At 43.1% G+C, this 19,230-nt stretch carries 17 protein-coding genes; 7 read left to right on the top strand and 10 right to left on the bottom strand.

Annotation, left to right across the window (positions count from 1 at the left end):
• The first annotated feature begins 38 nt into the window (after positions 1-38).
• Positions 39-533: a transcription/translation regulatory transformer protein RfaH gene (gene rfaH / locus ACQEXS_RS04010; protein WP_427012913.1), complete on the top strand. Its 495-nt coding sequence runs from the start codon at positions 39-41 to the stop codon at positions 531-533.
• Between the two features lie 35 nt (positions 534-568).
• Here the strand turns inward: rfaH and asnB are convergent, their stop codons facing one another.
• The 4 genes from asnB to nagA all read right to left on the bottom strand — a co-directional run bounded on the left by asnB (position 569) and on the right by nagA (position 6,477).
• Positions 569-2,233, bottom strand: coding sequence for an asparagine synthase B (gene asnB / locus ACQEXS_RS04005; protein ID WP_427012912.1), 1,665 nt, complete (start codon positions 2,231-2,233; stop codon positions 569-571).
• A 220-nt stretch (positions 2,234-2,453) separates the two neighbouring features.
• Positions 2,454-4,043: a cation:proton antiporter gene (locus tag ACQEXS_RS04000; protein ID WP_427012911.1), complete on the bottom strand. Its 1,590-nt coding sequence runs from the start codon at positions 4,041-4,043 to the stop codon at positions 2,454-2,456.
• 80 nt (positions 4,044-4,123) lie between these two features.
• Positions 4,124-5,338, bottom strand: a complete 1,215-nt coding sequence (gene nagC / locus ACQEXS_RS03995) for a DNA-binding transcriptional regulator NagC (RefSeq protein ID WP_367987064.1) — start codon at positions 5,336-5,338, stop codon at positions 4,124-4,126.
• 2 nt (positions 5,339-5,340) lie between these two features.
• A complete protein-coding gene (gene nagA / locus ACQEXS_RS03990) occupies positions 5,341-6,477 on the bottom strand; it encodes an N-acetylglucosamine-6-phosphate deacetylase (RefSeq protein ID WP_427012910.1) in 1,137 nt (378 codons plus the stop codon).
• Between the two features lie 478 nt (positions 6,478-6,955).
• Here nagA and nagE point away from each other — a divergent pair, with 478 nt between their 5' ends.
• Together nagE and glnS are read left to right on the top strand one after the other, a co-directional pair.
• Positions 6,956-8,530, top strand: coding sequence for an N-acetylglucosamine-specific PTS transporter subunit IIBC (gene nagE, locus ACQEXS_RS03985; RefSeq protein ID WP_367987062.1), 1,575 nt, complete (start codon positions 6,956-6,958; stop codon positions 8,528-8,530).
• 269 nt (positions 8,531-8,799) lie between these two features.
• Positions 8,800-10,470, top strand: a complete 1,671-nt coding sequence (gene glnS / locus ACQEXS_RS03980; protein ID WP_427012909.1) for a glutamine--tRNA ligase — start codon at positions 8,800-8,802, stop codon at positions 10,468-10,470.
• 120 nt (positions 10,471-10,590) lie between these two features.
• Here glnS and fcrX read toward each other — a convergent pair whose 3' ends face one another.
• On the bottom strand, positions 10,591-11,040 hold the full coding sequence (gene fcrX, locus ACQEXS_RS03975; protein WP_367987060.1) for a ferric iron uptake transcriptional regulator FcrX: 450 nt from the start codon (positions 11,038-11,040) through the stop codon (positions 10,591-10,593).
• A 204-nt stretch (positions 11,041-11,244) separates the two neighbouring features.
• On the opposite strand from fcrX, the gene ACQEXS_RS03970 reads away from it, so the two are divergent.
• On the top strand, positions 11,245-11,736 hold the full coding sequence (locus ACQEXS_RS03970) for a DUF4442 domain-containing protein (RefSeq protein ID WP_427012908.1): 492 nt from the start codon (positions 11,245-11,247) through the stop codon (positions 11,734-11,736).
• Positions 11,737-11,819: 83 nt separating this feature from the next.
• On the opposite strand, the gene fldA is transcribed toward ACQEXS_RS03970, so the two are convergent.
• The 3 genes from fldA to ACQEXS_RS03955 form a co-directional block, all read right to left on the bottom strand.
• Positions 11,820-12,353 (bottom strand): flavodoxin FldA, encoded by a 534-nt coding sequence (gene fldA, locus ACQEXS_RS03965; RefSeq protein ID WP_427012907.1) that lies wholly within the window; start codon positions 12,351-12,353, stop codon positions 11,820-11,822.
• A 47-nt stretch (positions 12,354-12,400) separates the two neighbouring features.
• Positions 12,401-12,622: a DUF2788 domain-containing protein gene (locus ACQEXS_RS03960; RefSeq protein WP_367987058.1), complete on the bottom strand. Its 222-nt coding sequence runs from the start codon at positions 12,620-12,622 to the stop codon at positions 12,401-12,403.
• Between the two features lie 109 nt (positions 12,623-12,731).
• The gene (locus ACQEXS_RS03955) at positions 12,732-13,496 is read right to left on the bottom strand and encodes an alpha/beta fold hydrolase (protein ID WP_427012906.1); all 765 of its coding nucleotides are present in this window, start codon (positions 13,494-13,496) and stop codon (positions 12,732-12,734) included.
• Between the two features lie 92 nt (positions 13,497-13,588).
• On the opposite strand from ACQEXS_RS03955, the gene seqA reads away from it, so the two are divergent.
• Both seqA and pgm read left to right on the top strand, forming a co-directional pair.
• Positions 13,589-14,128 (top strand): replication initiation negative regulator SeqA, encoded by a 540-nt coding sequence (gene seqA, locus ACQEXS_RS03950; RefSeq protein ID WP_367987056.1) that lies wholly within the window; start codon positions 13,589-13,591, stop codon positions 14,126-14,128.
• An 89-nt stretch (positions 14,129-14,217) separates the two neighbouring features.
• Complete coding sequence (pgm, locus tag ACQEXS_RS03945; protein ID WP_427012905.1) at positions 14,218-15,864, top strand: phosphoglucomutase (alpha-D-glucose-1,6-bisphosphate-dependent); 1,647 nt, start codon at positions 14,218-14,220, stop codon at positions 15,862-15,864.
• A gap of 106 nt (positions 15,865-15,970) precedes the next feature.
• Here pgm and ACQEXS_RS03940 read toward each other — a convergent pair whose 3' ends face one another.
• On the bottom strand, positions 15,971-16,723 hold the full coding sequence (locus ACQEXS_RS03940) for a DUF1853 family protein (protein ID WP_427012904.1): 753 nt from the start codon (positions 16,721-16,723) through the stop codon (positions 15,971-15,973).
• Between the two features lie 132 nt (positions 16,724-16,855).
• Here ACQEXS_RS03940 and ACQEXS_RS03935 point away from each other — a divergent pair, with 132 nt between their 5' ends.
• On the top strand, positions 16,856-17,614 hold the full coding sequence (locus tag ACQEXS_RS03935) for a Nif3-like dinuclear metal center hexameric protein (protein ID WP_427012903.1): 759 nt from the start codon (positions 16,856-16,858) through the stop codon (positions 17,612-17,614).
• A gap of 72 nt (positions 17,615-17,686) precedes the next feature.
• On the opposite strand, the gene ACQEXS_RS03930 is transcribed toward ACQEXS_RS03935, so the two are convergent.
• Positions 17,687-18,976 carry a citrate synthase gene (locus tag ACQEXS_RS03930; RefSeq protein ID WP_367987052.1) on the bottom strand — a complete coding sequence of 430 codons (1,290 nt, stop codon included), beginning with the start codon at positions 18,974-18,976 and terminating at the stop codon, positions 17,687-17,689.
• Between the last annotated feature and the right edge of the window lie 254 nt (positions 18,977-19,230).

Here is a 19,230-nt window from a genome sequence, read left to right as displayed (position 1 = left end):
GATGTTAGAATAGCGCAAACTTCCAAGCGATATCTGAAATGAAACAGTGGTATTTGCTTTACTGCAAGCGTGGTGAGCAACAAAGAGCTAAGCAGCATCTAGAAAACCAAGGGGTTGAGTGTTACTACCCTGAGGTGGACGTTGAGAAAATTCTCCGTGGTAAAAAACAGTTAAAGAAAGAACCACTTTTTCCTTCCTATATTTTTATTCGATTTGATTATCAACAAGGGCCATCATTTACAGCCGTACGCTCCACTCGAGGTGTGGTCGATTTTGTTCGTCAGGGCGCGCATCCTCATCAGTTGCAAGAAGGTTTGGTTGTTTCTCTCAAAGAAATGGAAAGCTATTGTTTGCAAGAGCCGTATAAAACGTTGCCTAAGAAAGGACAGCGCTTAAGAGTGACAAGCGGTCAATTTGCAGGTGTTGAGGCAATCTATCAAGAGCCTGATGGAGAGAGGCGTTCCATATTACTGGTGAAGATGATCACCCAAATAGTCCCTATAAGCTTAGATAATAAAGAGATTGATTTATAATAAAAAAGCACTCCGAAGAGTGCTTTTATTTCTTATTAGTAAGCGTCGTTGTGGATGGTTTGAACTGCACGGCCTGATGGGTCGACACAGTTTTGGAAAGACTCGTCCCATTCAATCGCTTTAGCAGATGAACATGCTACCGAAGGACCACCTGGAACACACTCTGCCGCTGATGGAAGTGGGAACAACTCTTCAAAGATCTCACGATATACGTAACCCTCTTTGGTTGTTGGCGTGTTGTATGGGAAGCGGAATGCTGCCGTTTCCATTTGCTGGTCGGTAACTTTAGCTTCAGCTACCTCTTTTAGCGTGTCAATCCAGCTGTAGCCAACACCGTCAGAGAACTGTTCTTTCTGGCGCCATGCGATTGCTTCTGGCAGGTAGTGTTCGAAACACTCACGTAGGATATGTTTCTCCATCTTGCCGTTGCCACACATCTTATCTTCTGGGTTTAGGCGCATTGCTACGTCGATAAACTCTTTATCGAGGAAAGGTACACGACCTTCAACACCCCATGCCGCAAGCGATTTGTTCGCACGAGCACAGTCGAACATGTTCAGAGCAAGCAGTTTACGTACCGTTTCTTCGTGAAACTCTTTTGCGTTTGGCGCTTTGTGGAAGTATAGGTAACCACCAAAGATTTCGTCAGCGCCTTCGCCTGAAAGTACCATTTTGATGCCCATCGCTTTGATCTTACGTCCCATTAGGAACATAGGGGTTGATGCACGAATCGTCGTTACATCATACGTTTCAATGTGGTAGATAACGTCACGAATCGCATCAAGACCTTCTTGAATGGTGTAGGTCATTTCGTGGTGAACGGTACCGATTTGGTCAGCCACTTCACGCGCTGCTTTTAAATCAGGGGCTCCTTCTAAACCTACTGCAAAGGAGTGGAGTTGTGGCCACCATGCCTCGGATTTTTCATCATCTTCAATACGCATTGCTGCAAAGCGTTTGGCAACCGCAGAGGTAATTGAAGAGTCCAAGCCACCAGAAAGTAACACGCCATATGGCACATCAGTCATCAGTTGACGCTTCACCGCCGCTTCTAGAGCTTCGGTCAATTCTTCTTTACTCGTGGAGTTACCTTGAACAGCAGCATATTCGTTCCAATCGCGGATGTAGTAGCGAACAGGGCCTGCATCTGTTGAGCCATAGTAGCAACCTGGAGGGAACTCACTTACTGTTTTACATACAGGTACAAGGGCTTTCATTTCAGATGCTACGTAGTAGTTTCCGTGTTCGTCATAGCCTTGGTAAAGCGGGATGATACCGATATGATCACGGCCGACGAGATATTGATCTTTCTCTTCGTCGTAAAGAACAAAGGCAAAAATACCGTTGAGCTCTTCGAGTATATCCGCGCCCATTTCTTGATAAAGGGCCAAAATAACTTCACAGTCGGAGTCAGTTTGGAAGTCGTATTTGCCTTCGTAGCGTGCTCGAATTTCTTTGTGGTTATAAATTTCACCGTTCACCGCTAAGATCAGCTTTTTATCTGGGCTATATAATGGTTGAGCGCCACTATTTAGACCAACAATTGCTAAACGTTCATGAGCTAGAATAGCTTTATCTGATGCGTAAATACCTGACCAATCTGGGCCTCGGTGACGAAGTTTCTTAGACATTTCTAACGCAATTGGACGCAGCGCCGCAGCATCACTTTTAATGTCCAAGATTCCAAATACAGAACACATACAACTTCCTTTTAGATATTTTTTAAACTTGCTGTGTTCAATGTGCCATTCTGATTAAAAAAAGCAACAGTGTTTGATGATCAAAATTACAAAAATGGCTTTGGGTTAAAAAATATTTAATCAATAACAAGATATGAAAGACAAATTCTAATCATCGTTGCTTTTTTGTGCGATTGGGGGAAGGAGCGCAGCATTTGAGCTGCGCTTTTAAAGAAAAGTATCAGGTAACCTTGCTAAATTTAGGTTGAAGTTGGTCGCAAACGTGTCTGGCGAAACCACTCCCTGCTTCACTATAAATATTGAATGCAGCGTCCACTCCACCGTCAGTTAACGATTCAAGTTGATCAGGATACTCAGCGATGGCGGCAATTTGCCCTTGGAAATCACGTGCTTTTAACTGCTCTAGTGCAATTTGGTTTCCTTGGTGGTGAGGCATTGCCAATAAAACTAGCTTTACGTTCGCCGTGTCGAGAATTCGTTCCCAGAAGTCAGGGTCCGTCGCATCGCCTAAGATCACGTTACGCCCATGCATAATGTGTTTGTGGGCCGCATCTTCTCTGACTTCAATACCAAGGCTGATTTTGCCGTAGCGAGCTCGCAGTTCATCATAAGCTCCAGTACCTATGCGCCCCATCCCTAGAATCAGAATTTGAGCATGACCAGGATTGATAAGCTGATCGCGTAGGTTCAGTTTTTCGGCCGCATGCTCTTTTAGCCACTTTCCGGAACGTAAGTAAAGTTCATGTCCTTTGCGGTTAATTGGTGCGGCAATGATGAAGGAAATAGATACGGCAAGGGCGAGTGCGACCAGTGTGTCACCGCTAAGCCAACCCATTTTGAATGCTAATCCACCGACGATTAAACCAAATTCACTGAAGTTGAATAAACACAATGAAGCCAATAAAGAAGTACGAACTCGGAACTTGAAGCCATTTAGAACAAGGAAATAAAGGATGCCTTTAAGTGGTAGAAGTAATAAGAATAAGATCGCGACACCAAATCCTTCTAATGTTGGCTGTTCCGACAAGCCAATATTGAGAAAGAAGCAGACTAAAAAGAGCTCTTTTAGGTTGAATAAAGATTTCGATAGCTCAGATGCTTTGGTATGACCCGCGAGTAACATGCCAAGTACGAGTGCGCCGAGATCGGGTTTCATTCCTACAAGGCTAAAGAGACCTGCACCAACGACTAAGGCAAAGAAAATACCAAATAGGACAAGCATTTCACCGTGTCCTACCCAATCAAGCAATTTATAAAAAGCAGGTCTCAAAGCGGGTAATGCAAATAAGGTGATGGCGTACCACTCGGGCAGTTTGCCAGTCGAGGCCGTGAGAAAGACAACCGCAAAAATATCTTGCATAACCAGAATGCCGATAGCAATGGTGCCATAAGTTGCATTCATTTCACCTTTTTCTTGTAGTGATTTAACCGCGAATACCGTACTGGAAAAGGAGAGAGCAAAACCGAGTAGTAATAATTGCTCCAAACCAAGGTTTGCAAGAGAAGAGATACCCAAATACTTAAACAGCATTAGAAGCAAACAAAATAAACCAGTCGAAAGTAAATTGTGGACGGTTGCTCCAGCCCAAATCTCTTTTGAAAGTAATGTTTTGATATCAAGCTTTAGGCCGATAGTGAAGAGTAATAGTGTGACCCCTAAATCTGCTAAAGTGACAATGGTATCGTTTGATTCGAATCCTGCTGCATGTAGAGAAAAACCCGCGAGCAAAAAGCCAACTAAAGGGGGGAGGTTGCATTTTAAAGCAATAAATCCTGCAATAAATGCAGTTGTAATTAGAATTAGTTCCATTTTATTAATGTCATTCCTACAAAAAAGGCTATGTTGAGCAACATAGCCTAATATTCTAACTCAATTAATTGCGTAAGGGCTTAGTCTTCGAGTAATTTTTGTAACAAAACGCCGTTCAGCATCGCACGTTTAATCATCGCGAAGGCTCCCATCGTCGGCTGTTTGTCTATTTCCGAAGCAACAATAGGTAAGCCACTGTGGAATGTTGTGAGTGATTGGTTTTCGACATTACGACGAATCGCAGGGAAAAGAACATCTTTGCTGCGTGTAATATCACCTGCAATCACAATTTTTTGTGGGTTAAATAAGTTAATGGTAATCGCAATGGCTTTACCTAGTTTATTTCCAACTCGCACTAAGCTTTGTTTTGCCAGTTCATCACCTTGATTAGCATGTTCGCAGACATCATGGATATTAATACTTTCCAAGCTTGATAAACTTGATTCGTAACCTTGGCTGATTAGCTTTTTGCAACGTTCTACAATGGCTGGGTTTGCAGCAACCGTTTCTAAACAACCAAAGTTGCCGCATTGGCATTGCTCGCCTAATGGATCGATCTGGATGTGACCTATTTCACCGACGTTTCGGTTAAAGCCTAAAAATACTTGCCCATTTACGATAATACCAGCGCCAGTCCCTCGGTGGACACTCACCAATATTGAATCTTGGCTATCACGGCTAGCGCCAAAATAGTGCTCAGCAAGGGCCATACCACGAACATCATTCCCAACAAAACATTCCACGTGGAATATATCGCGAATGATGTCTGCTAAAGCAAGGTTATTCACGGTAATGTTTGGCATGTATTCGACTACCCCTGTTTCAGGGTTTACGAGGCCAGGCAGTGCAACACCAATAGCAATAAGTTGATTGAGTGCAGATTGCTGAGATTGAATGAAGGATTTGAGGTGGCTGGTTAAGCCATCTAGAAGTTCGTCTTCTGTGGCATAGAAAAATTCATGATATTCAGAAGCGAGTTCTTTGCCACCTAAGTTGTACAGGCTAAATTGGATGTAGTCACGGCCTAATCGTACCGCGACAGAGTGAAAAGGTTCGACCTCTGTTGTCAGAGAAATAGCGCGTCTACCTCCGGTAGACGCTTGTTGCGCGACCTCTTTGATTAGGCCGCGCTCAAGAAGTTGGCGGGTAATTTTTGTAACACTTGCTGGTGCAAGCTGACTGACATCTGCCACTTGAATCCTAGAAATAGGTCCCTGTTGATCGATGAGTCGATATACTGCTGCACTATTTAGCTGCTTTACTAAATCTACGTTACCTATTTGTCCGCCATTCATTCTTATTTTTGCTCGTATTGTCCGTTAACAACAGTCGCTTTGACGTTGAAGTCACGGTCAAATACAGTCAGGTTGGCAACCATGCCTTTCTTAACTCGGCCTAGTTTGCTGTCAACTCCGATTGCTTTTGCAGGGTATAGCGTTGCCATACGCAGTGCTTCGTCTAAAGCGATACCGACGTGCTCGACTGTGTTTTGTACTGCTTCAATCATAGTCAGTGCTGAGCCGCCTAGTGTGCCATTTTCATCAACACACTTACCATCACGGTAATATACTTTCTTACCTACAAAAATAAAGTAATCCATGTTAGCGCCTGCAGGAGCTGTGGCATCGGTCACTAATACTAATTTCTCACCTTTAATTTTGTGAGCAATACGGATATTTGCGTAATCCACATGGAACCCGTCGGCGATGATACCTGCGTATACGTCTGGAGTATCATAAATTGCGCCAACAACACCTGGTTCACGACCAACCATCGGTGTCATAGCATTGAATAGGTGAGTAGCAAATGTAATACCGGCATCGAAGCCACGACGAGCTTCTGCGTATGTCGCATTAGTATGACCAATCGAAACAACAATACCCGCCGCTTTTAGGCGTTCAATGTGAGCTGGTTCGTTGTGTTCTGGAGCTAGGGTTACTTTTGCGATTAGGTCTGCGTTTTCACACATGAAATCGATCATGCTGTCATCGGAAGGACGAATGTAATCAACGCTGTGGATGCCTTTTTTAGCGACGTTGAGATATGGACCTTCAAGGTGCAAACCTAGTGACTGGTTTTGGTATTTTGCGTGGTAGTCACGTGCAGCAGCAACCGCTTGGCGCATATCTTCATCAGAAGAGGTAATAAGCGTTGGTAAGAAGCTTGTACAACCTGACTTAAGGTTAGCTTCGTGCATGATTTGCATCGTTTCCGCTGTGATCTCATCGTTTAGCATGACACCACCACAACCGTTAAGCTGTAGGTCGATAAAACCAGGGCTCAGGTTTGCGCCGTCTAGGTCACGAGTTTCAATGCCTGCAGGAAGCTCAGATACTGGGCAAACATTTTCAATGATGTCGTTGTTAACGATCACAGCATGGTCAACGAGGACATCGCTGCCAGTATAGATTTTACAATTAGTTAGCGCATACATGGTTAGCTAATCCTTCTCAGTAGAGTTCTTAATATCTTTGATATAGCAAGTTGAAATTAGCGGCATTAATTAACTTAATTTGAGCGCTTCAATTTCATCACAAAATATCTTTAGCAAACGATCACAAATTCTATACCAGATCTAGTTCAAAACTCTGTCTCGGTGTTGTGACAAAGTGGTTTATATGGATACCTATCTATCACTGCAGCCCTTTCATATAGGCTTTTTTAATGAACTTGTTTCGTTGGAGAATACCTTGAATTCAATCCACAGATATTCATTTTTTGTATTGTAAAATAAGTTTTATGATCTCGCTAGCAAAAACCTTACTCTTGCCGGGTTTCTGGTGATTATGATCACAAATGATGAGGTTTTAATTTGCGGGGCAAAATTAATGACATAAACTGACCGTGACTAAATTGAGCGACCAAAAAAAGTGGCTCAACCAAATACAAAAATCCTATAGGGGGAACTTAAGGTGAATATTCTTGGATATGCGCAAAAGTTAGGTAAAGCTCTTATGCTACCTATCGCAACGCTTCCAGTTGCGGCGCTTTTACTACGTTTAGGTCAAGGCGACCTGTTAGATATCCCATTCATGGCGCAAGCTGGTGGTGCTATCTTTGGTCAATTACCTCTTCTATTCGGTCTAGGTATCGCGATTGGTCTTTCTAAAGACGGTCAAGGTGCTGCTGGCCTAGCTGGTGCAGTTGCATACTTCGTACTGACAGCAACAGCAACAACAATCAATGCTGACGTTAACATGTCATTCTTCGGTGGTATCATCGCTGGTATCATTGCTGGTCACTCTTATAACGCTTTCCATGCTACACGTCTTCCTGAGTGGTTAGCATTCTTCTCTGGCAAACGTCTAGTACCAATCATGGCTGGTCTATTCGCGCTAGTAGCGGGTGCGGTTTCTGGTGTTGTATGGCCAACTATCCAAGGTGGTCTTGACGCTCTAGCACACGCTGTTTCTACTTCAGGTGCAATTGGTCAGTTTGTTTACGGTACTCTTAACCGTGCACTTATCCCTGTAGGTCTTCACCACGTTCTTAACTCTTACTTCTGGTTCGGTATGGGTACGTGTCAAGAAGTTCTAGTTACTGGTGCGCAAGCTGCTGGTCAGGCGCTTCCTGCTCTACAACAGCTTTGTGTAGACCCAGCTCTAGCTAAGACTCTTGTTGCTGGTCAATCACACACATTCGAATTCGCTAACTCTGTAACTCCAGAAATCACAGCAACTGTTAAAGAAGTAACTGAAACAGTTAAATCTGGTGACCTACACCGTTACTTCGGCGGCGACAAATCTGCCGGTGTATTCATGAACGGTTTCTTCCCTGTAATGATGTTCGGTCTACCTGGTGCAGCTCTAGCAATGTACCTAGCAGCTCCAGCTGAAAAACGTAGCCAAGTTGGTGGTGCACTATTCTCAGTAGGTTTCTGTTCATTCCTAACGGGTATCACAGAGCCACTAGAATTCATGTTCGTATTCCTAGCTCCAGCTCTATACGCAATGCACGCTGTATTCACTGGTCTATCTCTAGTAGTTGCTAACATGTTTGGTACGCTACACGGCTTTGGTTTCTCTGCTGGTCTAATCGACTTCGTACTGAACTGGGGTCTAGCTACTAAGCCAGTTGTTCTACTACTAATCGGTCTAGGTTTTGGTGCTCTATACTTCTTCACTTTCACGTTCGCTATCCGCGCATTCAACCTGAAATCACCAGGTCGTGAAGATGATGATGAAGCTTCTGAAGGCGCACCAGCTGGTGAAGCTAAAAATGGTGACCTAGCTCGTCAATACCTAAAAGCTCTGGGTGGTCACGATAACCTAACTTCAATCGATGCTTGTATCACTCGTCTACGTCTTACTCTAAAAGACCGCTCTGTAGCTGACGAAGTTGTACTTAAGAAGCTTGGTGCGAAGGGTGTCGTTAAACTAGGTGAGAACAACCTTCAAGTTATCCTTGGTCCTCTAGCTGAAATCGTTGCTGGTGAAATGAAAGCAATCGGTGCTAACGAAGACCTATCAGATGTAAAACTTCCTTAATAACGACTCGTTAATAAGTGAATGATGAAAGCCTCCTTTGGGAGGCTTTCTTGTTTCTGCTGCCTTGATAAATTGATTCGATGAAAAGCTGACCATTGTTTTAGTTATCAGACAGAGAAATCAGCCATTATTTGCGAATTAGCACTCAGTTGTAGTTGTGTAATGGGTAAGAATTGTGGATCATTAGACGTTATATGCTTTGAGCTTCTATACATGGCTTAAAGCGCACGATTTCTCTGAACAATACTACAACAATTGAGGTGCTATAGATGAGTGAAGCTGAAGCTCGTCCATCGAATTTCATTCGCCAAATCATTGATAAAGATTTAGCGGATGGTACACACACAAGCGTGCATACTCGTTTTCCGCCAGAGCCTAACGGTTATCTGCATATCGGTCACGCTAAGTCAATTTGCTTGAACTTCGGTATTGCTCAGGACTACCAGGGCCAGTGTAATCTACGTTTTGATGACACGAACCCAGAAAAAGAAGACGTTGAATACGTTGAGTCAATTAAGAATGATGTGAGCTGGTTAGGCTTTGAGTGGAGTGGGGATGTATGTTATTCATCGAACTACTTCGACAAGCTATACGGCTACGCAGTGGAATTAATTAACAAAGGCTTAGCGTACGTTGAAGAGCTAAGTCCTGAGCAGATCCGCGAGTACCGTGGCACACTTACCCAACCAGGTAAGCCAAGCCCGTACCGTGACCGTACGCCTGAAGAAAACCTAGCGCTATTTGAAAAAATGCGTGACGGTGGCTTTGAAGAAGGTAAGGCATGTCTACGAGCAAAGATTGACCTTGCGTCTTCTTTCATCGTACTGCGCGATCCAGTTCTATACCGTGTCCGTTTTGCTGAGCATCACCAAACAGGTGATAAGTGGTGCATTTACCCAATGTATGACTTCACGCACTGTATTTCCGATGCGCTAGAGGGCATCACACACTCTATTTGTACGCTTGAGTTCCAAGACAACCGTCGTCTATACGATTGGGTGCTAGACAACATCACGATTGATTGTCAGCCACGTCAGTACGAGTTTAGTCGTCTAAACCTAGAATACACAGTGATGTCTAAGCGTAAGCTAAACCAGCTTGTGACTGAGAAATTGGTTGATGGTTGGGACGACCCGCGTATGCCAACGATTTCTGGTCTACGTCGTCGCGGCTTCACACCGGCATCGATTCGTGAGTTCTGTAAGCGTATCGGTGTGACTAAGCAAGACAATATGATCGAAATGGGTTCACTGGAATCTTGTATTCGTGATGATCTAAATGAAAATGCACCTCGTGCTATGGCCGTGCTGGATCCTGTTAAGATTGTGATTGAAAACTTCGATGCTGATAAAGTGGAAACTCTGACCGTTGCTAACCACCCGAACAAGCCTGAAATGGGTGAGCGTGAAGTACCATTTACGCGTGAAGTGTGGATTGAGCGTGAAGATTTCCGTGAAGAAGCGAACAAGAAGTACAAGCGTTTAGTACTTGGTAAAGAAGTTCGTCTACGTGGTGCTTACGTAATCAAAGCCGAGCGTATTGAGAAAGATGCTGAAGGTAATATCACTACTATCTTCTGTACTTATGATGACGAAACGCTAGGTAAGAACCCAGCAGATGGCCGTAAAGTAAAAGGTGTAATCCATTGGGTATCAGCGGATAAAGGCTTACCAGCAGAAATTCGTTTGTACGATCGTCTATTTACGGTAGCAAACCCAGCAGCGGCAGATAATTTTGCAGAGACACTGAATCCAGACTCGCTTGTTAAGCTAAACGGTTTTGTTGAACCAAGCCTAGCGAAAGCTGAAGCGGAGAAAGGTTTCCAGTTTGAGCGTATGGGTTACTTCTGTGCGGATGCTAAAGATTCAAAACCAGAAGCATTAGTGTTCAACCGTACTGTAGGTTTACGTGATACTTGGGCCAAAATCGAAGCTAAGTAGTCAACCGCTCTAAATAAAAAAGCCAGTCTTGATGACTGGCTTTTTTGTATTTGCTTTGATTGTTTAGGTATAAAAAACGCCAGCTGAGGCTGGCGCTTGATTGCTAATATTGAGATTAGACTACTTCTTGGATTTGTGCGCGTTTGGATCGTCTTTGCAGCTACCGTCACCACATTTACCATAAAGGTATAAGCTGTGGTTGGTTAGTGTCACATTGTATTGTGCTGCGATTTCTTTTTGTCGTTGCTCAATAACGTCATCTGAAAATTCGATCACTTCACCACAATCTAAACATACAAGATGATCGTGGTGATGCTGTGTTGAAAGTTCAAATACGGATTTACCGCCTTCAAAGTGGTGGCGTGTAACAATTCCTGCATCGTCGAACTGGTTCAAAACACGGTAAACGGTAGCCAGACCAATTTCTTCGCCGAGATCGATCAGCTTTTTATACAATTCTTCAGCACTGATATGTTGGCAATCAGGGTGCTGCAATACTTCTAAAATCTTAAGTCTAGGTAGGGTAACTTTAAGACCAGCATCCTTAAGCGCTTGGTTATTATCTGACATATACTTTCCTGTTGATGATCTGCAGCTATTTAACAGAATTCAATATTCCCATCATTATAGGGTACTATCAGATAACAATAAACCACGAACTTCAAAGGGTTACTAGACTTTTTTTGTAAAGTCGTGTGATGTCACTGATATATCTCATCTGACCAGTTACAATTATGTAACAACTCTTATTGATAATCTAGTGAGAATACAAGGATGGATGGATTCATTTCAAGGATTTATAAGCCGAGTATTGTAAAGTTTGCACTGAATAGCTGGCCGCCATTTTGGGGAGCAGGTATTAAAATATTATTCATCAGTGATGACTTTCGAGAAGTTAAAATGAAGTTGAAATTGCGCTGGTGGAATAAGAATGCAAACCGAACTCAGTATGGTGGCAGCATTTTTTCCCTTACCGACCCTGTCTATTCACTGATGTTGATGGGGATTCTAGGGGAGCAATATTTTGTATGGGATAAAGAAGCGAGTATCAATTTTATTAAGCCCGGTCAGAGTGACCTTTTTGCTGACTTTTGTGTGGGTGAGGCTCAATTGCAGGAGTTGCTAAATAAGACGGCAAATGGAGACAAGTGTTTTCCTGAATTTATCACTTACGTAAAGGATAAAAACGGTACGGTAGTGTCTGAAGTCCAACGAAAGCTTTATGTACGCAAAAAACCAAAATACCGAGAAGAGAGTGAACCGTAACTAATTTTGATTGATAACGGTATTAAATCAGATACAAAAAAACCTCCCATTGGGAGGTTTTTAAATTGGCTTGGTAGAAGGAATTAGTCTTCTAGTTCTGCTAAGCACATCTCTTCGTGGATTTGCTTACACCAGTTGTTAACGCGTTCTTCAGTTAGCTCTGGTTGGCGATCTTCATCGATACACAAGCCAACAAATAGACTATCGTCGCCTTCAACAAGACCTTTTGAAGCTTCAAATTCGTAGCCTTCGGTTGAAGTGTGGCCTAGGATAGTACCGCCTTTTGCTTCAACGATGTCTCGAACTGTTCCCATCGCATCACAGAAGTATTCCGCGTAGTCTTCCTGATCACCACAACCAAAAATTGCAACCAGCTTGGTAGAGAAGTCGACTTGTTCAAGTTCTGGGAAAAAGTCGTCCCAGTCACATTGGGCTTCACCGTAATACCAAGTAGGGATGCCTAATAATAGTAGATCAAAGTTATCAATGTCTTCTTTGCTACTTTTTGCAATATCTTGAACGTGAACCAGTTGTTTACCTAGTTGCTTTTGAATCATCTTTGCAACAGCTTCAGTGTTACCTGTGTCACTACCAAAGAAGATACCTACACTTGCCATAGATTCGTTACCTTTAACATTGTGATTTGTTAGCTTTTCGGGATAGCTTAACCTAATCCGGTGCCTTCCCAGCTGATTTGGATTATACCTTTCGCAATAAAACCCGCGCAGCCCAGAAATAAGACAAGCCACACAATACGACGCCCGAATGGCGGAACGTTCCCCGCTTTAAGTACATCTTTTATTGCCATACCAATGAGGAAAAAAATAGCAGCAAAAAGCAGGTCGAGTCCAATAGACTCGAGGACATTCATATAGTCGTAAAGCATGGGATCCCTTTATGCCAATTTACTTGCGCGCACTATACCATTGTTAACATCTAAAGTTAATGAATGTGGTGTAGATACTTCTTATTCTCGTCAAAACTCGTTTAGAAGCTTAAGTGAAAAACTTTGTGATCGCCCTTAGTACTTCTGCTGGTTTTTCTGCGTGAAGCCAATGACCAGTATTTGAGATCACATGCGCCTTTGCATTAACAAATTGTTTTTTTACCAACGGCTGATGTTCAGCAGTCAAGTAATCAGACTCTCCACCTTTAATAAAGAGGGTGGGGACTTTGACTGGTGGAACTGTCTCCCAATCAAGAATATCCCAATAGTTCTTTTGTAAACTGTCGACATTGAAACGCCAACTAAAATGATCATGGTTCTTATATAAGGATTTACCGAGGAACTGTCTTACACCTTCCATTTCGATGTGTTGAGCTAAGATCTCTAACGCCTCTTTTCGGTGAGCAGGTTGGGCTTGTTGAACGGCTTTTAGCCCTTGAATAACGTTATCATGTCTTGCAACGTGATAAGCGACTGGCGCCATATCTAATACCACCAACTTATCGACCATGTTTTGAGCCATGGCAGTGACTTTCATTGCCACTTTTCCACCCATAGAGTGGCCGATAATAGAACATTGTTGGATGTTTAGATGTTGCAATAGCGAGAGAACATCTTCCGCTTGCTGCTGATATGTGTGACTGTCAGAGTGGAAAGAAAGCCCGTGATTGCGCAAATCAATGCTAAGTACTTGAAAGCGTTTTTTTAATTCACGCGCTAAAAGCCCTAGATTGTCTAGATTGCCAAATAGACCATGGATCAATACGACGGTGTGACCCTCACCTTCAAGTTTATAGTTGAGAAGCTGCGACATTTTATCTTATTAGTGACTGGTTTATCGTAGAGTATCAGAAAAGATCTCGCTATAATCCCCATGAGTTTAAACATAGAGATTGTGAAAAGCGAATGAAAACAATTGAGGTTGATGAGGATTTATACCGTTACATCGCAAGTCAAACCCAACATATCGGAGAGAGTGCTTCAGATATTCTGCGTCGTTTATTGAACGTTGATGGTGATGTTCAAGTTATGGAACCGGTAAAAAATGTTGAGCCACAAGGTATTGTGGTTAGCAAAGATGCTGGGGAAAGAATGTCGGTTGATGCCGTTAAAGAAATGCGTTCGATGCTAATTTCAGATGAATTTGCTGGACTGAAAAAAGCAATTGATCGTTTTATGTTGGTGCTTTCAACGTTATACCGAATTGATCCAGCCGGTTTTGCTGAAGCAACTCAAGTTAAAGGGCGTAAGCGCGTTTATTTTGCTGAAAATGAGCAGACGTTACTAGAAAGTGGGAATACGACCAAGCCGAAGTCGATTCCTAACACGCCTTTCTGGGTTATTACCAACAATAACACCAGTCGAAAAAGACAGATGGTAGAACAATTGATGGGCCGAATGAGTTTGCCTGCTGACCTCGCCGAAAAGGTCATCAATGCCATTTAAGCCGAACTAATTTAAACCTCATAACAGGTAAGAAACAGTGTTATGAGGTTTTTTATTTTTCTAATCTTAATTTTAAGAAAGGTGTCGACATGGCTATGCACCCAAGAGCGGGACAGAAAGCGCAGCAGCAAGATCTGCATAACATCCCAGCTTTGGTTTCTAATTATTTTCTTCTTCAACCAGAACCTTCAAACCCTGCTCATAAAGTAGAGTTTGGTACCTCAGGACATCGTGGTACGGCAGATAAAGCAACATTTAATGAGAATCATATCTTAGCTATTGCTCAAGCGGTTGCTGAAGTTCGTGCAGAGCAAGGTACGACAGGTCCTTTATTTGTTGGTAAGGATACGCATGCGTTGTCTGAGCCTGCATTCTCAAGCGTAATTGAAGTATTGATTGCAAATGGTGTAAAGGTCATCGTTCAACAAGATAATGGCTACACTCCAACACCAGGTATTTCACACGCGATCCTGACTTATAACATCAAGCATGATGATAAAGCTGATGGCATTGTAATTACGCCATCACACAACCCACCTCAAGACGGCGGTATTAAATACAACCCAACTCACGGTGGTCCAGCAGAAGCAGAACTGACTCAAGCTATCGAAGATCGTGCAAATGCGCTAATTGCTGAAGGCTTGCAGGGTGTTAAGCGTCTTCCACTAGCAGAAGCTAAAGCATCAGAGTTATTTGTTGAAATGGATTTAGTGAAGCCATACATAGATGACCTAGTAAACGTTATCGACATGGAAGCTATCCAAAAAGCAAATCTGAAGATTGGTGTTGATCCATTGGGTGGCAGCGGCATCGACTACTGGCGTCAAATTGGGCAGGCATACAACCTAGACCTGACACTGGTGAGCGAAGCGATTGATCCTTCTTTCCAATTTATGTCTCTAGATAAAGATGGCGTTGTACGTATGGACTGTTCTTCTCCCTACGCAATGGCAGGTCTATTGGCTCTGAAAGACGAATACGATTTAGCATTTGGTAATGACCCGGATTATGACCGTCACGGCATCGTAACGCCAAAAGGTTTAATGAACCCTAACCACTTCTTAGCGGTTTGTATCGATTACCTATATCGTCATCGTGACGTGTGGGGCAAAGAGGTTGCCGTTGGTAAAACGCTTGTATCAAGTGCACTGATTGACCGTGTTGTTGCGGATCTAGGTCGTGAGCTATGTGAAGTGCCTGTAGGTTTCAAATGGTTTGTTGATGGCCTTTACACTGGTAAGTTTGGCTTCGGCGGTGAAGAAAGTGCAGGTGCATCTTTCCTTCGTAAAGATGGTACGCCTTGGTCAACTGACAAAGATGGTATTTTACTATGTCTTCTAGCGGCTGAAATCACTGCAGTTACAGGCAAGAACCCACAAGAGTACTACGAAGAGCTTGCGGCGAAGCATGGCGAATCTAAGTACAACCGCATTCAAGCGGTAGCGAATGGCCCTCAAAAAGACGTATTGAAGAAGCTGTCTGCTGAAATGGTTGCGGCTGAAACACTGGCCGGCGATGCAATTACGGCTCGCCTGACGCACGCTCCAGGTAACGGTGCTGCAATCGGTGGTCTAAAAGTAACGACAGCTAATGGTTGGTTCGCTGCTCGTCCATCTGGAACAGAAGACATCTACAAAATTTACTGTGAAAGCTTCAAAGGTGAAGAACACCTAAAACAAATCGAAGCAGAAGCACAAGAAATCGTTAATCAAGTGTTTGCAGCCGCTGGTCTGTAATTCGAACGATTAAGGCTTTAAAAAGGGCTGACCGAGTGTCGGCCCTTTTTTATGGAAACCCAAACAGAGCGCATTTTTTAGGATTACAGAGCGTTGTACTCCGCTTTTAATTCGGCCAAGTATCCGGTACAACAAACCAAAATTGACCACTCTTTGTCTGAGCATGAATGAACCGGTTTGATGGCTTATCTATGGGTTCCAAGAACTCGCCATTGCCTATTGCCCAAAGAGGTTTCGAAAGGGCGTAAAGCGGCTCGGTAATTAGATCCCATTGACTTTGATAGCACCAATAACCAGATATTTGGTTAGAGTCTAACTCGTAACCCAGGCAGCTTGTCGGTAACGGATCCGTTGAGAAAGGGTTGATGTAAAGGCGTCCTTGCATCAATAAATGTTCGCTCGGCACGCTCCCCAAAGACAGTTGTTGACGGAATTCATCTCTCTGGCTCATTTTTAGTTGGTGGGTCAGCATGCGATCGAGCTTTTTATGTAGCTGATCGTGAGCATTCGGTCCATACCAAATGCCTTCATGGAATAAGTAGAACTTAATTGCCACTTCCCAGTGTTCGTATTGATTGCTTTCCAGGTTTTTCAGGATCAAGTCGACAGCACCAATTGTGCGTCCAGTCGCGTCATTGAGTTGAATTTCTTCAGCAATCAATTCATATCGAGGCGAGCTAGTTAGCAGCTTAGTGCAAAGGTGTTGGTATAGAAAACCAAGTCGAGGGTTACCATTATAATTTTCATCTTCTGGTAAGGGGTGATTGGGAATATCTTCAACAGTGGCAAAAGGAGATTTGAGTTTAAATAGTGGAGGCGTGTTTGCAATCCATTGGTAGAAACGTTGTAGCGAATTCATCTATTATCCTTGTTATCACTATAAAAGCCTTTTTATTGTATCGAAATTTATTCAAGTTGGGGATGTGACAACTGGCATCCTGATTACGGTTCGATATACACTTTGGTCAAGCCACAAGTATTGGAAGTAATAATGAACAATTTACAGCTGGAAAAGATCCTCAACGAGAAACTGTCGCCGCAACTTATCAAAGACTATGCTCCAAATGGTATGCAAGTTGAGGGTAAATCAGAAATCAAACGTATTATTACGGGTGTAACTGCTTCGCAAGCACTGATCGATAAAGCTATCGAGTTGGAAGCAGATGCATTGCTTGTTCATCACGGTTATTTTTGGAAAGGTGAACCTGAGCCAATTCGTGGCATGAAAGGAAAGCGTATCCGTAGTTTGATTAAAAATGATATCAACCTGTACGGGTACCACTTACCGTTAGATATTCACCCTGAACTTGGTAATAACGCAGAACTTGCACGTTTATTGGAAATTGAAGTGGAAGGCGGGCTTGAAGGCCACCCTCAATCAGTTGCTATGTTTGGTCGTTTAAAGCAAGCGATGACAGGTGCTGAGTTTGCTAACAAAATCAATCTAGTATTAAACCGTGAACCCCTACATATTGCACCTGAAAATGCGGATAAAATGATAGAGACAGTCGGTTGGTGCACTGGCGGAGGTCAGGATTTCATTGAGCTAGCTACTCAGCATGGATTAGATGCGTTTATTTCGGGAGAGATCTCAGAACGTACGACTTACACCGCTCGTGAGTTGGATATTCATTACTTTTCAGCTGGTCACCACGCAACGGAACGTTACGGTATTAAAGCTTTGGGAGAGTGGTTAGTAAGAGAGCATGGCCTTGAAGTTGAATTTATTGATATCGATAATCCAGTATAAACAAGTTGGATTTTGCGCAATAAAAAAGGGTTGAGATGCGAGTCTCAACCCTTTTTTCATACTGTTAGCTGCTTATTCACGTTCGTGAAGTGGTGAAAACTCACGCTGTGTTTCACCTGTATAAAGCTGGCGAGGGCGGCCAATTCGGTTGCCTGGATCGCTATGCATTTCATTCCAGTGAGCGATCCATCCAATTGTACGAGACATAGCAAAGATCACTGTGAACATAGAGACAGGAATACCAATCGCTTTTAAAATGATTCCCGAGTAGAAATCAACATTCGGGTATAGTTTCTTCTCTACGAAATATTCATCAGAGAGTGCAATTCGCTCAAGCTCCATTGCCACATCTAAAAGTGGATCTTGGATATTAAGTTCCTTAAGCACTTCGTGACAAGCTTCCCGCATTACTGTTGCACGAGGGTCGTAGTTCTTATAAACACGGTGCCCAAAGCCCATTAGACGGAATGGGTCATCTTTGTCTTTCGCACGCTCTACGTACTCAGGAATGTTATCTACACTGCCGATCTCTTCAAGCATCTTCAGACACGCTTCGTTTGCACCACCGTGTGCAGGACCCCACAGAGACGCAATACCAGCAGCAATACATGCAAATGGGTTTGCACCAGAAGAACCAGCTAATCGAACCGTTGAAGTGGAAGCATTTTGCTCGTGGTCTGCGTGAAGCGTGAAAATCTTATCCATAGCACGTGCAACCACAGGATTCACTTCGTATTCCTCACAAGGGTTTGCAAACATCATGTGAAGGAAGTTTTCTGCGTAACTTAGGTCATTACGTGGATAAATGAATGGTTGGCCGATAGAGTATTTGTAACACATCGCAGCCAAGGTAGGCATCTTTGATAGTAAACGATAAGCAGCGATTTCACGGTGCGTATCGTTATGGATATCTAGGGAATCATGGTAAAACGCGGCTAGAGCACCAACAACACCACACATTACAGCCATTGGGTGCGCATCACGGCGGAATCCGTGGAAGAAGCTAGCAATTTGCTCATGGACCATTGTGTGGCGGGTAACCGTCGTTTTAAATTTTTCGTATTGCTCACGAGTAGGGGCTTCACCGTAAAGAAGAATGTAACAAACTTCTAAGTAGTCAGCGTTATTTGCTAACTGATCGATTGGAAAGCCTCGGTGCAGTAACACGCCCTTAGCGCCATCGATGTAGGTGATTTGAGATTCACAAGATGCAGTGGCAAGAAAACCAGGGTCAAAAGTAAAGAATCCATTTGCTCCCAGTTTTCGAACATCGATTACTTGCGGGCCAATAGTCCCGTCCATAATCGGCAGTTCGATTGGCGCTTTACCTTCAATATGAAGGGTCGCTTTCTTATCTGCCATAACAATCTCCTTTGTTTATTATTTAATCCGTCCAGGATGTTTATGTGCCATTTTTGTACGTTGGTTCGTTAACAAAGTCAATTTTTCTCCGCTGATGTGTGCACTTGTTTTGATTTTTTATGCGCATAAAGTTAAAAATCTGTTCTGTGTAGCAAAAAATGTTACATCAATTGTATTAGAATGTTGCTAGTCTTATAGTGACGCTGTAAATTTTGGGGGAAACCTTATAAATTCAAGGCTTGAAACAAATGTGA

Origin of the sequence: Vibrio sp. TRT 17S01 (genome assembly GCF_050113695.1) — a bacterium.
Classification (GTDB): Bacteria; Pseudomonadota; Gammaproteobacteria; order Enterobacterales; family Vibrionaceae; genus Vibrio.
Note: the sequence above shows the minus strand (reverse complement) of the source record. Positions and strands in the feature narration are given on the sequence as shown.

Excerpts from the sequence above, each read along its gene's own strand:
- fcrX (WP_367987060.1), bottom strand. The coding sequence starts at position 11,040 with ATGTCAGATAATAACCAAGCGCTTAAGGATGCTGGTCTTAAAGTTACC.
- ACQEXS_RS03955 (WP_427012906.1), bottom strand. The coding sequence starts at position 13,496 with ATGTCGCAGCTTCTCAACTATAAACTTGAAGGTGAGGGTCACACCGTC.
- nagA (WP_427012910.1), bottom strand. The coding sequence starts at position 6,477 with ATGTATGCGCTAACTAATTGTAAAATCTATACTGGCAGCGATGTCCTC.
- ACQEXS_RS03930 (WP_367987052.1), bottom strand. The coding sequence starts at position 18,976 with ATGGCAGATAAGAAAGCGACCCTTCATATTGAAGGTAAAGCGCCAATC.
- glnS (WP_427012909.1), top strand. The coding sequence starts at position 8,800 with ATGAGTGAAGCTGAAGCTCGTCCATCGAATTTCATTCGCCAAATCATT.
- ACQEXS_RS03960 (WP_367987058.1), bottom strand. The coding sequence starts at position 12,622 with ATGCTTTACGACTATATGAATGTCCTCGAGTCTATTGGACTCGACCTG.
- asnB (WP_427012912.1), bottom strand. The coding sequence starts at position 2,233 with ATGTGTTCTGTATTTGGAATCTTGGACATTAAAAGTGATGCTGCGGCG.
- ACQEXS_RS03940 (WP_427012904.1), bottom strand. The coding sequence starts at position 16,723 with ATGAATTCGCTACAACGTTTCTACCAATGGATTGCAAACACGCCTCCA.
- pgm (WP_427012905.1), top strand. The coding sequence starts at position 14,218 with ATGGCTATGCACCCAAGAGCGGGACAGAAAGCGCAGCAGCAAGATCTG.
- nagC (WP_367987064.1), bottom strand. The coding sequence starts at position 5,338 with ATGAATGGCGGACAAATAGGTAACGTAGATTTAGTAAAGCAGCTAAAT.
- fldA (WP_427012907.1), bottom strand. The coding sequence starts at position 12,353 with ATGGCAAGTGTAGGTATCTTCTTTGGTAGTGACACAGGTAACACTGAA.
- ACQEXS_RS03970 (WP_427012908.1), top strand. The coding sequence starts at position 11,245 with ATGGATGGATTCATTTCAAGGATTTATAAGCCGAGTATTGTAAAGTTT.
- rfaH (WP_427012913.1), top strand. The coding sequence starts at position 39 with ATGAAACAGTGGTATTTGCTTTACTGCAAGCGTGGTGAGCAACAAAGA.
- seqA (WP_367987056.1), top strand. The coding sequence starts at position 13,589 with ATGAAAACAATTGAGGTTGATGAGGATTTATACCGTTACATCGCAAGT.
- ACQEXS_RS03935 (WP_427012903.1), top strand. The coding sequence starts at position 16,856 with ATGAACAATTTACAGCTGGAAAAGATCCTCAACGAGAAACTGTCGCCG.
- ACQEXS_RS04000 (WP_427012911.1), bottom strand. The coding sequence starts at position 4,043 with ATGGAACTAATTCTAATTACAACTGCATTTATTGCAGGATTTATTGCT.